This is a genomic window from Bradyrhizobium sp. BEA-2-5 (genome assembly GCF_032918025.1).
GTDB lineage: Bacteria > Pseudomonadota > Alphaproteobacteria > Rhizobiales > Xanthobacteraceae > Bradyrhizobium > Bradyrhizobium pachyrhizi.
Map to the genome: position 1 here is coordinate 4,412,473 of NZ_CP136629.1, position 13,125 is coordinate 4,425,597.

General features: G+C 65.2%; 13 protein-coding genes and 2 pseudogenes. 3 read left to right on the forward strand and 12 right to left on the reverse strand.

Features of this window, described 5'->3' with window-relative positions:
* Positions 1-4: 4 nt before the first annotated feature.
* From RX327_RS20600 to RX327_RS20620, 5 genes are all read right to left on the reverse strand, one after another.
* The gene (locus RX327_RS20600) at positions 5-1,654 is read right to left on the reverse strand and encodes an acyl-CoA synthetase (protein WP_317246947.1); all 1,650 of its coding nucleotides are present in this window, start codon (positions 1,652-1,654) and stop codon (positions 5-7) included.
* Positions 1,655-1,679: 25 nt separating this feature from the next.
* Entirely contained in the window at positions 1,680-3,569 is a 1,890-nt protein-coding gene (locus tag RX327_RS20605; RefSeq protein ID WP_317246948.1) for a TRAP transporter large permease subunit, read from the reverse strand.
* Between the two features lie 40 nt (positions 3,570-3,609).
* Complete coding sequence (locus tag RX327_RS20610; RefSeq protein ID WP_317246949.1) at positions 3,610-4,629, reverse strand: TRAP transporter substrate-binding protein; 1,020 nt, start codon at positions 4,627-4,629, stop codon at positions 3,610-3,612.
* 640 nt (positions 4,630-5,269) lie between these two features.
* Positions 5,270-5,878 (reverse strand): cysteine hydrolase family protein, encoded by a 609-nt coding sequence (locus RX327_RS20615; RefSeq protein WP_050385358.1) that lies wholly within the window; start codon positions 5,876-5,878, stop codon positions 5,270-5,272.
* A 101-nt stretch (positions 5,879-5,979) separates the two neighbouring features.
* Positions 5,980-6,183 (reverse strand): CsbD family protein, encoded by a 204-nt coding sequence (locus tag RX327_RS20620; RefSeq protein WP_028331989.1) that lies wholly within the window; start codon positions 6,181-6,183, stop codon positions 5,980-5,982.
* A 252-nt stretch (positions 6,184-6,435) separates the two neighbouring features.
* On the opposite strand from RX327_RS20620, the gene RX327_RS20625 reads away from it, so the two are divergent.
* The 3 genes and pseudogenes from RX327_RS20625 to RX327_RS20635 all read left to right on the forward strand — a co-directional run bounded on the left by RX327_RS20625 (position 6,436) and on the right by RX327_RS20635 (position 8,829).
* Positions 6,436-6,924: a ferritin-like domain-containing protein gene (locus tag RX327_RS20625; protein ID WP_028331988.1), complete on the forward strand. Its 489-nt coding sequence runs from the start codon at positions 6,436-6,438 to the stop codon at positions 6,922-6,924.
* An 87-nt stretch (positions 6,925-7,011) separates the two neighbouring features.
* A pseudogene (locus tag RX327_RS20630) lies at positions 7,012-8,260 on the forward strand (DUF763 domain-containing protein).
* Between the two features lie 137 nt (positions 8,261-8,397).
* Positions 8,398-8,829 (forward strand): CBS domain-containing protein, encoded by a 432-nt coding sequence (locus RX327_RS20635; RefSeq protein WP_050385356.1) that lies wholly within the window; start codon positions 8,398-8,400, stop codon positions 8,827-8,829.
* A 191-nt stretch (positions 8,830-9,020) separates the two neighbouring features.
* On the opposite strand, the pseudogene RX327_RS20640 reads toward RX327_RS20635, so the two are convergent.
* From RX327_RS20640 to RX327_RS20670, 7 genes and pseudogenes are all read right to left on the reverse strand, one after another.
* Positions 9,021-9,342, reverse strand: a pseudogene (locus RX327_RS20640) (four-helix bundle copper-binding protein).
* Positions 9,343-9,351: 9 nt separating this feature from the next.
* Positions 9,352-9,576: a hypothetical protein gene (locus RX327_RS20645; RefSeq protein WP_028331984.1), complete on the reverse strand. Its 225-nt coding sequence runs from the start codon at positions 9,574-9,576 to the stop codon at positions 9,352-9,354.
* A 53-nt stretch (positions 9,577-9,629) separates the two neighbouring features.
* The gene (locus RX327_RS20650) at positions 9,630-10,712 is read right to left on the reverse strand and encodes a YihY/virulence factor BrkB family protein (protein ID WP_050385355.1); all 1,083 of its coding nucleotides are present in this window, start codon (positions 10,710-10,712) and stop codon (positions 9,630-9,632) included.
* A gap of 2 nt (positions 10,713-10,714) precedes the next feature.
* Positions 10,715-11,218, reverse strand: a complete 504-nt coding sequence (locus RX327_RS20655; protein WP_050385354.1) for a hypothetical protein — start codon at positions 11,216-11,218, stop codon at positions 10,715-10,717.
* Positions 11,219-11,326: 108 nt separating this feature from the next.
* Entirely contained in the window at positions 11,327-11,749 is a 423-nt protein-coding gene (locus tag RX327_RS20660) for a hypothetical protein (protein ID WP_050385372.1), read from the reverse strand.
* A gap of 25 nt (positions 11,750-11,774) precedes the next feature.
* The gene (locus tag RX327_RS20665; protein WP_050385371.1) at positions 11,775-11,996 is read right to left on the reverse strand and encodes a hypothetical protein; all 222 of its coding nucleotides are present in this window, start codon (positions 11,994-11,996) and stop codon (positions 11,775-11,777) included.
* A gap of 33 nt (positions 11,997-12,029) precedes the next feature.
* Entirely contained in the window at positions 12,030-12,878 is an 849-nt protein-coding gene (locus tag RX327_RS20670; protein WP_050385353.1) for a hypothetical protein, read from the reverse strand.
* Positions 12,879-13,125 lie beyond the last annotated feature (247 nt).

The following is a 13,125-nucleotide window of genomic DNA, read 5'->3' on the forward strand; positions in this document are numbered from 1 at the left end:
AGGCTCAGGCCGAGATCGCCTTCGCCGATCCGACCTCGTTGCGCAGCAGGAATTTCTGGATCTTGCCTGTGGACGTCTTCGGGATCGGTCCGAACACGACGGCCTTCGGCGTCTTGAACCCCGACATGTGCTCGCGGCAATAGGCGATGATCTCGGCCTCGGTCGCCTTGGCGCCGTCCTTCAGCTCGACGAAGGCGCAGGGCACTTCACCCCATTTCGGATCGGGCTTGGCGACTACGGCCGCGAACAGCACGGCCGGGTGCTTGTAGAGGATGTCCTCGACTTCGACGGAGGAGATGTTCTCGCCGCCGGAAATGATGATGTCCTTGGAGCGGTCCTTGATGATGACGTAGCCGTGCTCGTCGAGCACGCCGAGGTCGCCGGTGTGAAACCAGCCGCCTTCGAACGCTTCCCTGGTTGCCTTCTCGTTCTTGAGATAGCCCTTCATCACGATGTTGCCGCGGAACATGACCTCGCCGATGGTCTCGCCGTCGCGCGGCACCTCGCGCATGGTCTCGGGATCGAGCACCGTGACGCCTTCCTGCAGCGGGTAGGGCACGCCCTGCCGGCGCTTCATGCGCGCGCGCTCAGCAGCGGGCAGTTCGTCCCAGCCGGGCTGTTCGGCGCAGACGGAGGCGGGGCCGTAGACCTCGGTCAGGCCGTACACGTGTGTCAGCTTGATGCCGATGCGTTCGGCGCCTTCCAGCACCGCGACCGGCGGCGCAGCGCCGGCGATCAGGCCGACGACGCGGCGGGCCGCATTGCCTTTGGGCGCATCGGGTGCGTTGATCAGCGTGTTGTAGACGATCGGCGCGCCGCACATGTGGGTGACGCCGTGCTCCCTGATCAGCTCGAAGATCCTGGTCGGCTCGACCTTGCGCAGGCAGACATTGATGCCGGCGGCGGCCGCAATTGCCCACGGGAAGCACCAGCCGTTGCAGTGGAACATCGGCAGCGTCCAGAGATAGACCGGATGCTGGCCGAGATTGCCGGCGAGGATGTTGCTGACCGCGTTCAGATACGCGCCGCGATGATGGGTGACGACGCCCTTGGGATTGCCTGTCGTGCCCGAGGTGTAGCTCAGCGCGATGGCATCCCATTCGTCGGCCGGCGGCCGTTCCACGAAGCCGGGATCGCCCGCCGTGACCGCCGCCTCATACTCGATCTCGCCGATCCGCTTGCCGCCGCCGAAGGCCGCGTCATCGACGTCGATCACGAATGGCTTTGCGCTCTTCATCAGGGTCAAGGCTTCCGCGATCACGCCGGAAAATTCGGGATCGACCAGGATCATCCTGGCGCCGCCATGGTCGAGCTGGAACGCGATCGAGGGCGCATCGAGGCGGATGTTGAGCGCGTTGAGCACGGCGCCGGTCATGGGCACGGCGAAATGCGCCTCGTTCATCGCCGGAATGTTCGGCAGCATCGCCGCAACGGTGTCGCCGACGCCGATGCCATGACCCGCGAGATAGGACGCGAAGCGCCTGCAGCGCTCGTAGGTCTCTTTCCAGGTGAAACTGCGGCCTTCATAGACCGCGCTGAGATGGTCGGGATAGACGGCGGCCGAGCGCGCCAGGAAGCTCAGCGGCGAGAGCGGCACGTAGTTGGCCGGCGTCTTGTCCAACCCGATCGAGTACTGGTTCTGAGCTGCACTCATGGCTCTATCCCATCCGCAAGGTGCTTTACAGGAAGCCGATCGATATCCAGGGGAAGATGGCGACGATGATCAGGCCGATCAACAGCGCCAGCATGTAACCCCAGATCGGCCGGATACCCTCGGCCGGATCGACGCGCCCGATGGCGCAGGCGGCATAATAGCCGACTCCGAACGGCGGCGCGAACAGGCCGATGCCCATCGCCAGGATGATGATCATGGCGTAGTGCACCTCGTGGACGCCGACCTGGTGCGCAATCGGAAACAGCAGCGGCCCGAACAGCACGATGGCCGGAATGCCCTCCAGCACGCTGCCGAGGATGGTGAAGGCGAGGATCGAGACGGCAATGAAGGTCGCCGCTCCGCCGGGCAATCCCGTCATGGCCGCAGCCAGCGAGCGCGAGAAGCCTGATTGGGTCAGGCCCCAGGCCATGCCGGTCGCCGTGCCGATGATCAAGAGGATCGCGCCCGACAGGCACGCCGTGTCGATCAGCATCGGCAGCAGTCGCCGCCAGTTGAACTTGCGGTAGATCAGGAGGCCGATGACGAAGGCGCCATAGACGATACCGATGGTGGAGACCTCGGTCGCGGTGGCGATGCCCTCGACGACGGCGTAGCGGATCACGAAGGGCAGCGCGAGCGCGGGCAGGGCGAACACGAACGCCTTGCCAATCTCGCTGCCGGTGGCGCGCTGGACGTGGCTGCGGTCTTCGCCGCGGTAGCGCCACCACACCAGCATGCACAGCGTGATCGCGAGCACCACGCCCGGCAGCAGGCCGCCGGTGAACAGCGCTGAGATCGAGACGCCGGTCACCGAGCCGATCGTGATCAGGACGAGGCTCGGCGGAATCGTCTCGGTCTGGGCGCCCGTCGCCGCAAGAAGCGCGACGAGGTCGCCAGGCTTGGCACCGCGCTCTTTCATCTCGGGAAACAGCACGGGCGCGACGGCGGCCATGTCGGCGGCCTTGGCCCCGGAAATGCCGGAGACCAGGTACATCGCGCCGACCAGCACGTAATGCAGACCGCCCCTGATATGGCCGAGCAGGCTCGCCAGGAACGCCACCATGGCCCGCGCCATGCCGGTCATCTCGATCAGGAGGCCGAGGAACACGAACAGCGGCACCGAGAGCAGGATGAGGTGGCTCATGCCCTCGTCCATGCGCCCGACCAGCACCATGACCGGCGTGCGCGTGGCGAGCGCGAGATAGCCAAAGATCGCCATGCCGAAGGCAAAGCCGATCGGCACGCCGGCAAAGACGCAGAAGCCGGCAACGCCGACGAAGAAGATGACGAGGTTGAGATTGCCGAGCTGCCGCAGGAGCGGCTCCGCCAGCCAGAACGCGCCGATCAGCGCAGCCACGGTCAGCGCGGCCAGCAGGAAGGTCTTGACATCGCCGACCCGGGCCAGCCGCAGCAGCGCGAACAGCGCCATCAGGCAGGTGCCGACCGGCAGCGCCGCCGCGCGCCAGGTGTTGGATATCTGCAGCGCCGGCGTCGTGATGAAGCTTTCCTCATAGGCGTATTCATAGGCCGGCCGCACGATCAGGATCAGGAACGCCAGCGCGGCGCAGGTCGCGACGACGTCGAGATAGGCCCACAGCCGCGGTCCCGCGCTTGCGACCACCGCGGTCATGCGCATGTGCTCGGAGCGGCGGAAGGCGACCGCCGCGCCGAGCATGGCCAGCCACAGGAACAGGATCGAAGCGAGCTCGTCGGACCAGATCAGTGGCCGGTGCAGGCCGTAGCGCGCGACCACCCCGGCGAACAGGATCACGATTTCGGCGACGACGAGAATCGCCGCCGGGACTTCGACCAGCATCCCGAGCGCCGCGTCGATGGAGCCGAGAATGGAGCGGCGGCGAGGGGGCTGCGACGCCGCCTCGCCGGCCACGGCCGGCGTCATCTCGACATGAGCCATAGCAAATCTCCCGCTGGCAAGCGCCTCCTGCTTTGATCGATCAGGACAGTTTGCCGACGGACTTCTCGAGCAGATCCCAGGCCTTCTCGCCGTACTTGCCCTTCCACTCGGCGTAGAAACCGGCGGCGCGGAGCTTGTCGCGGAACGGCCCGACCTCGGGCTGGTTGAAGACGAGCCCCTTGCCCGTGAGCTCCTGCTTTACGGTGGCGTTCAGCTTCTCGGTATCCTCACGCTCCTTGACGGCCGCCGCGTTGACGTTCTTGGCGACGATGGTCTTGATATCGTCCGGCAGCGCCGCCCAGGCCCTGCGGTTGGCCAGGAACCAGAATCCGTCCCACATGTGGTTGGTCAAAGAGCAGTATTTCTGCACCTCGTAGAGTTTTGCCGTCGAGATGATCGCGAGCGGGTTCTCCTGGCCCTCGACGATCTTGGTCTGGAGCGCCGAATAGACCTCGCTGAAATTGATCGAGGCGGGCGCCGCATCGAACGCCTTGAACATCGAGGTCCACAGCGGCGACACCGGCACGCGGATCTTGAAGCCCTTGAGGTCGTCCGGACCGGTGATCGGCTTGGTCGACGACGTGGTCTGGCGGAAGCCGTTGTCCCAGATCCTGTCCATGACCTCGAGGCCGGCCTTCTTGATCTCGCCGCGGACATGGGCGCCGAGATCGCCGTCCATGGCCTTCCAGACCGTGTCGTAGTCCGGGAACGCGAAGCCGATGCCGTTGATGGACGCCGCCGGCACCAGGGTCGACAGGATCAGTCCCGACAGCGTGAAGAACTCGACGCCGCCGGAGCGGATCTGGCTCAGCATGTCGGTGTCGGACCCGAGCTGGTTGTTCGGGAAGATCTGCAGGTCGAACTTGCCGCCGGTCTCGCTCTTGATCGCCGCGGCCATCTCCCGGGCACGCGCCACGAACGGATGCGACTCCGGCAGATTGTTGGCGAACTTGTAAGAGAACTCGGCCGACTGGGCGCGCGCGACATAGGGCGCGCCAATCCCGCCGAGGACGGCGGAAGCGGCGGAAACCTTCAGCAGCGTGCGTCGTGAAAAGCTCATTGGTTGCTCCCTCAAGAGGCTTGTTGTTGTTCTGAGATGCCATCCTATACGGACCTGATGCCGCGGGGTCACCAGCGATCTCTGCACAGCTGGGGCTTATTGCAGCGTCCGTACGCGGCGGCAATATCGGCTTTCAGATGAGATGGGCGCGCGTGGATCGCTGCGGCGTCAGCACGAGCCCGACGAACGGCTTGGACACATCAGCACACATGCCAACTTGCGGATTGGTGCGAAGATTTCCCACTAAATATCTGATCCAATTGTAGATATGGATATTCCATAATATACCTTATGCGAATTACGGATATGGGCCTGGCCACGATCGCCGGCAGCTTTTCCGTTGCTCCGCTAACCTTCGCCGCAAGGCCGAGAATCAGGAACCTTGGTACCGTCTGGCAGATTGACGGCCCAGTCCTGCCTTCCAGCGGCTGGGCGATGCGCCGTATCCGCCAGGCACGCCTGCCTCGACTTGTGCGGTCCGGTCATCCCGATCGTCTCGCATGGTCAATCGCTGGCAGGACCAGAACGGCTGCCCCGCAGCTACCCATCCGCCGGCGTCAGCTCAGCCCCAGGAAGCAGGTATTGCCACCCCTGCTCCGATCGCCCTGATACCAGTACCTCGCTTCGGCGCGTTGTCGCTTCAGTCGTCGAGGGCCCACATCCGGAGGATGTCGGCCGTGGACGCCACCTCGATCTGGATGCTGAAGCGTTCGGCATAGAGCTGCAGCAGCGCGTCATGGCTTTGATCGGAAGAGCTGCATAGCGCGTCCTCGGCCACGATCACCCGATAGCCGATATCGATCGCGGCCAGTACGCTGGCGAGCACGCACACGTCGGTCTCGCCGCCCGACACGATCACCGTATCGATCCCGTGCTCATCCAGATGAGCCTGCAGGCGCCCATTGCCGAACGCGTTATAGATCGGCCGGTCGACGACGGCAGCCGGCGGCACACAGGCAGCGAGCGCCGGCACGAGCTCGATCAACTCCGGATCGAGCCGCTCGCGGGTCACGCATTCCCATTTCTCGTAATAGGCCCGCCAAATCCCTCGCGCGTCGTGCTTCGAGCGCGGCGGAATAAAGCGGGTGAATACGGTGCATTCAGGCGCATGCTGCGCCAGCTTGATGATGCGCGGCAGCACGCGGTCCATCCAGGGCGTCGCCCAGGGCGCCCCGGGCTCGAACAGCCGCTGCATGTCGATGCACAGGTGCGCCGCGCGCGGACCCGGCGGAGTGAGAAGCTGTCCCATCGCTCACTCCTGCGCGCGCCGGCCGGATGCCGTCACACGCAGGATCAGCCGCTCAGGCCGCGAAAGGCCCCGCCGAAGCGGGGCCCGGAATGTGGTGCCGTTCACCATTTCTGGCGGCCGTACCAGTCGTTCACTTCCTTGGCGGCTTGATCCTTGGCATAGCCGTAGCGCTGTTGCAGACGGCCCTCGAGCTGGTCCTGCTTGCCGTCGATCACATCGAGATCGTCATCGGTGAGCTTGCCCCACTGCTCCTTGACCTTACCCTTGACCTGCTTCCAATTGCCTTCAACACGATTCCAATCCATCGCGGTTCTCCCTTGAACGATGAGACCGACCAACGGGCCGGTCGAGGCTTCGTTCCGAAGCCGCGTTGCGGCAAGACTTCGCAATCAAGACTTCGCAATCCAGACTTCGCAATCCGACCAAGCTCCATCGTGACGCGCTTGAATGCGCGACAGCCGAGAATGCGCTTTGCCGCGCATCGATCGAGGATAGGAACTTGCTTTCCGCACTCGTGTTGGCACTCCGGACTATTCACCCAACTCACGGAGCGACCAATGCCGGACAAGGATCTCAGCGCCCTCTTCCTCGATACCCTCAAGGACATTTATTACGCGGAAAAGCAGATCCTGAAGGCGTTGCCGCGGATGGCCAAGGCCGCCGAGTCCGACGATCTGCGTGCGGCGTTCGAGAAGCATCATGACGAGACCGAAGGACAGATCGAGCGGCTCGAGCAGATCTTCGACCTGATGGGCAAGCCGGCGCGCGGCAAGAAGTGCGACGCCATCGAGGGGATCATCGACGAGGGCAAGGAGATCATGGAGGAGTATGCCGACACGCCGGCGCTCGACGCGGGCCTGCTCTCGGCAGCCCAGGCCGTCGAGCATTACGAGATCGCTCGCTACGGCACCCTGAAAGCCTGGGCCAACCGGCTCAGCATGAAGGATGCGGTTAAGCTCATCGACCAGACCCTGGCCGAGGAAAAGAAGACGGATGAAGCGCTCACCAAGCTCGCCGTCAGCAGCATCAACGCCGAAGCGGCCTGACGAGACGGGCGATGAAGCGACGTCCGCTTAGTACACACGCTCGCATTTGCTGGTAGATTATACGCCGATTCAGCATCCGGGAGCCCAATGGCCCGACGCACCGGCAGCGCCGATCTTCCGCTCCATGGTGGCCGCGTGCCGCCATGGCTGGCGACACGCATGGCGATGCTGGGCGGCATCGTCACCCAGGCGATCGTGCATCATTACGGCCGCGATGCGTTCCTCCAACGGCTGTCGCATCCGTTCTGGTTCCAGTCGTTCGGCGCCGTGATGGGGATGGACTGGCACTCTTCCGGCATCACCACCTCCGTGATCGGCGCGCTGAAGCGCGGTCTGGCGCCGCTGCAAGGCGAGCTCGGAATCCACGTCTGCGGCGGGCGCGGCAAGCATTCGCGCCGCACGCCCGATGAACTGTCCGCCCTCGGCGACCGCGTCGGATTCGACGGCGCCAGACTGACCCGCGCCAGCCGTCTGGTGGCCAAGGTCGACAGCGCCGCGGTCCAGGACGGTTTCGACCTTTACCTGCACGGCTTCTTCGTGACAGCCGACGGCAAATGGACGGTGGTGCAGCAGGGTATGAACGGCGACAAGCGGCAGGCGCGACGCTATCACTGGCATTCCGAGGCGCTGAAGAGCTTTGTCGATGCGCCACACAGCGCAATCGACGGGCCGCAGCAGGGGGAGATCGTCAATCTCACCGATCATCGCGCCGAAAGCTCGCGCCAGGCGCAGCTCGATCTGCTCGCTGCGCTTGGGCCGGACGGCATCACGCGCGAATATGCCGAGCTGACGCAGAGCGTGACCGCGCAACCGGATCTCCTGCACCTGATCATGCCCGCGCATCACGACGTGCGCTCGAGCGACGTGTTCGTCCGCCGCCTGCACGGCACCTTGGCCGCGGCTGCCGATCGCGGGCCGCTGGATTTTCCCGGAACTGCTGCTGACGCCGGGCGTCGGCGCGCGCACCGTGCGGTCGCTCGCGATGGTCGCGGAGGTCGTGCACGGCGCACCCTATCGCTTCAGGGATCCCGCGCGTTTCTCGCTCGCCCATGGCGGCAAGGACCGACATCCCTACCCCGTTCCGATCAAGGTCTATGACGAGACCATCCGGGTGCTGAAGTCGGCCGTGCAGCAGGCAAAGCTCGGCCGCGATGAGGAGATGCAGGCCTTGAAGCGGCTCGATGATCAGGCCCGCAGGTTGGAACGAACCGCCACCGGCCCCTCCTTCGAGGCGTTTGTCGCGAACGAGCGCGCCCATTCGCCCGCACTCGACGGCCGCTCGGTGTTCGGCTGGGAAGCCGACCTTGCCGAGCGCAACGGGATCACCAAGCCCTAGTAGGACCGCGGCCGGCCGGCGCCGACATGTCGTTCCCGGAGGACGCCTGCGACCTGGCCGCGGCGACAATGTTAGGAACGCCGTTCCGGGCGGCATCGTTAGGCCGTTGACGCAACCAGCCAAATGGAGAGGCTACCATGAAGGTTTGCGACGCGATGACACCTGACGTCCAGCTATGCACCCCCGACGATACGCTCCGCGATGCCGCAGAGGCGATGGCAGCGCTCGGTGTCGGCCTGCTGCCGGTTGCCGATAGCGAGCGCCTGGTCGGCATGATCACGGACCGCGACATCGCGCTTCGCGGCATCGGAATGGGTCGCGGCCCCGACTCGCGGGTCGGCGACGTCATGACGGCCGAGGTGAAGTATTGCTTCGAGGATCAGGAGCTCGAGGACATCGCGCAGAACATGGGTGCGATCCAGGTTCGGCGCTTGCCGGTGCTGAGCCGGGACAAGCGCCTGGTCGGAATCATCGCCCTCGGGGATATCGCCCTGATCCAGGCCAGCGATGGTACGGGCATGGCGCTCAGCCGGATCTCACGCCCGACCACCCAGCACGCGCAACTCTAGATCTACTGGCTCCGCTTCGCGGCCCAGGCTCGCAAAAGCCCAGCTCGCGAAGCGGAGCGTCAGGTGCGCCAATGGCCGACTATGTACCGTGGATCGTGATTGCCGCCGGGGTCATCGCCCTGATCGTCACGGCGCTGCTCTGGCGCGCCCACTACGTCAGCTCCGATTGACCGAACAAGGAGCCCGCGCCCTCAGGCCGCCATCGCGCGGCAGGATTGCGCGCATGAGCGGCACATCGCGACGCATTCGTCCATGCCGCCCGCAATCCTCGGCGCATTCGCCGCAAATCTCCGCGCATTCCCGGCAGGTGTGCTTGTGGTGCGGGGTGTTGATCAGCATGAAATGGGCCGCCGTCCGGCACATTTCCGCACAAGCCATCATCAATCGGAAATGCGCCGGCTCGACATGCTTGCCGCCGGTGACGAGACAATGGTTCATGGCCGTGCCGAGGCAGGTCCTATAGCAGGACAGACAGGTCTCGACGCATCGGTTCATTTCCTCAGAGAATGCCATGTCGATACCTCACGCCTGCGCCAGCAGCTGGCGCAGGTAGCAGAGTCCATCAAGGGTCAGCTTCGACTCGCGGACCTCGCCCTGCGCGATCTCGGCTTCGAGGAAGGTCTCAAGCTCGGGAAGCGCGCGGTCGAACCTGTCCGCGATGCCCATCAGCTCGCAGGTTTGCTTGATCCGCTCGATCGGTTTTTCCAGCACGTTGATCTCAACCATTTTTGCATAAGCCCGGGTCATGCCGTTGGTTCCTATGCTCATTGCCGGATGCGCTGCTGCGGGATCTGCGCCGGCTAGGACGCCCTGCCGACCGTGTCGGCCATGGTTGCGCCACGCGCTCCGAGCGGCTTGCGGTGGCCCTCGGTCGAATCGAGCATGGTCTGATGCTCGATCTCTGAATTCAGCTCTGCCCCGCACAGCACGATGATGGCGGACATCCACATCCACGTCATCAGACCGATGGCCGCCCCCAGCGAGCCATAGGTCGCGTTGTAATCGCCGAAGTTCGCCAGGTACCAGGAGAGCAGCACCGAACCGGCCAGCCACAGCACGGCCGCTGCAACGGCGCCGACGCTGAGCCACTGCCAGCGCGGCCTGGTTCGGCTCGGGCCGTAGCGGTACAGCACCGCGAGCGCGGTGAGGAGCAGGAGCACCAGGATCGGCCACCGTCCGAACCGGATGACGAGCTCCGCCGTCGTGCCCAATCCGACCTGCTGCAGCAGAAGCGGGACGACGACCACCGCTCCGACCATCAACATGATGGAAATCAGTCCGGCGATCGTGAACGAGAGGGACATCAAATTGAGTTTGACGAAGCTGCGCTTTTCCTTCTCGTCATAGACGACGTTGAGCGCATCGAAGATCGCCTTCATGCCGGCATTGGCGCTCCAGATCGCGATCAGTAGGCCGGCGGCAAAGGTCAGGCCGAGCGTCGAGGTCCCCTTCGCGAGCACGCGGGCGATCTGGTCCTGGACGATCGCAAACGAGCCTTCCGGCAGCATCAGCGCCAGGCTCTGCAGGTTCGATGAGATCGTGGACGGATCGGCGAACAGGCCATAGCTCGAGACCAGCGCGGTGATCGCCGGGAAGATCGCGAGCAGGCCGTAGAACACGACGCCGGCCGCGGTGGCCAGCAGGCGGTCCTCGTCGATCTGCTGATAGGTGCGCAGCAGAATGTCCTTCCAGCCGGCAGCCGGAATCTCGAGCGGCGTGTCAGCGAGCCGTCCACGATCCCGGGTTTCGGCCAGCGCGGGTTCGACGGCCTGCTCCCGAGCGGACCGCCGCTCCGATCGGGACAGCTGGCGAGAGATCGCCAGGGTCGCCAGAGCCGTTGCACCGGCGAGCATCAGGTCGTTCGTCCAATTGCGCGGCGCCATCGCTAGTCCTGGATCGCGTCGCGCTGACGCCGGGTGCGCGATGCAGCAAACCAGCCGACAAGCATGATTGCAGCCCCGGCGGCCAGCGCACGGGTGGTGGGATCTACGCTCGCCCCTGCTCCCGTCCGAGTGGTGGCGATCAGCCGCGCGGCGACGGGCACTGCGATCGCGCGCTTGAGCATGTCGGCCTGTCGGCCCGGGCGCGGCGCGGCCGGCGCAGGACGCGCGAGCAGCACGCGGCCCATGATCAACCCCACGATCCCGAGGAGGACAAAGACGCCCCCGATCGCGGCATATGCGATCCAGATGCCGTAGTGCACTTCAAGGGCGTGGAAAGCCGCGCCAACCCCGATCCCGATCGCGATCAGAAGCGAGACCGCACCTGCCAGCATGAAGCTGCATGCAAGTGCGTAGCCGGTCACCAGGCGCCCCAGCCATTGCCGCAAATCCGCAAGGTAGGAGCGGAAGATCAGGCTCAGCGAAGACGGCCAGGTGTTGACGCGCATGACGAGGTCCGTAGCAAGTTGGCACCCGACAACCCGGCAGGAAGATCGACGTTCCTCCCCCGGCAACGCGCGACAGTTCGCGCCCTGCGGGATAGCGCGGGCCGAGCGCTAACTGACCGGAGGGAGATTTGCGCGCGGCGGCATGGAGCTCGGGAATGGCTTCGCGACCAAGAGCGTCGCGCGTTCGTCGGTTTCGAGCGCGATCTTCTGGGCAAGCATCACGTCGCCCGCCGCCAGCGAGCCGACGGGCCGGAAGCACCAGCCCAGCACGATGCGGCCGCCGCCGTCCATCTCATAGACGTTGGTCGAGGTGCCGTAGCAAATCCGGTATCGCTTGCCGGACTCCGAGCCGATGACGTCGAAGCGCTTATACTTTTCGAACTGCGCCCGCTGCTCGGGTGACAGCCACGCGGACAGCAGCGCAAGTCCGCGCGCCTCGATTCGTTCATACGCCTTCCAGCGATCCCAGATCGCGGCCAGCGTCGCACCCAGCGTGCCGGCAGCGCGCCGGAGCACGGATCGCAGGGACATCTCGCGCAGACGGGCGAGCATGGCGTCAGCCGCCGACCAGCCTCGGATAGAACAGGGTTTCCTCGGCGGTCGGATCGAGCGCGCGGACCAACTTCGCCTCTCCGGTCGCTTGCCGGATTGCCGCGGTGTAGCCATCCGACGTGAGCTGGGTGAAGCGCGCATTCGCCCAGGCCAGCTGCTCACTGTTGTCGGGATCGAACTGCTGTCTCGTGTCGCCGGAGTGATCCATCACCAAGATCGTTGCCATCATCGTCTCCCTTGAAGGACATTCACAACTGCATCAGACAATCGGCACGGCCGTCGTCGGCCTGCCGCCCATCCACTCCGGCAGCGCGGCGCCGTCGCGGTGACGGCCGCCCGCGCCGGCCGCGGCCCACGCGGCGACCGCACCGAACAGCAGCGCCGCCGCAACCGAGAACGCCAGAATCACCGCGCTGCGCCGCGACCGCTGGATGGCGGTCCTGGCATCGCCCATCACGCTGTCGACGCGCTTCTCCGCGTCAGCCGCAGACAGACCAGTCGCGGCCGCGACCTGCTGGATCAGATAGCTGCGATCGTCGGCGCTGACGCCGCTGCGGCCGGAGCTCGTCAGCAGGATGCGGCCCGCCTCCGCCCGCTCATAGCCGATATCGATATTGGCCGGACGCCGCTGCGACCGGTACAGGCGGTCGAGCTCGGCGCTCAGCAACGGCTCCGCGGCCGTCGCAGATGGCCGGTTCTGGACCACCGGGCGCGCGGTCGACAGCCCAACCAGCGCGACGATTGTCGCACCGAGGATGACGGCGAGCGCCCAAGCGGTCAGGCCGTGAAGCCCGTCGCGGCTGTCGATCTCGTCGGATGGCGTCGCGCCGATCACGCGCTGCGCCCGACCGGCGATGTAGCCGCCGACGCCGAAGCTCACCAGCGCCTGCAGGATCAAATACAGCCCCGACAGCAACGCGAGCGCAGCCGATGCATCGCGCCATGACGGCGAGCTTGAACTGACACCCAATCCGACCGCCGCGCCGAAGCCGATCAGGATCACCGACAGCGCCGCCGCTGCCAACGCGCCGGCAATGACCGGGCTCCATTGCAGCCGAAGCCCGGTCCTGTTGGCGGCGGACACAGCAAGCCCTCGCTCGTTATCCATGACGCGCCTACCGCAGCCCGAAGAACGACAATATCGCCAAAATGACCACAATCAGTCCGACCAGATAAATCAACTGGTTCATGCAAACCTCCTCCGTCCATCTCGTCCTGACAATCTGGTGGAGAAGCCAAGGTTCCTACGGGGACGAACGGGCGCGATGCAGCAAGCCAATAACGCGATGCAGTAAGCCAATAAAAAGGGCCCCGCCGAAGCGAGGCCCTCATTGGTCGTCGCGATCTGCTTATCG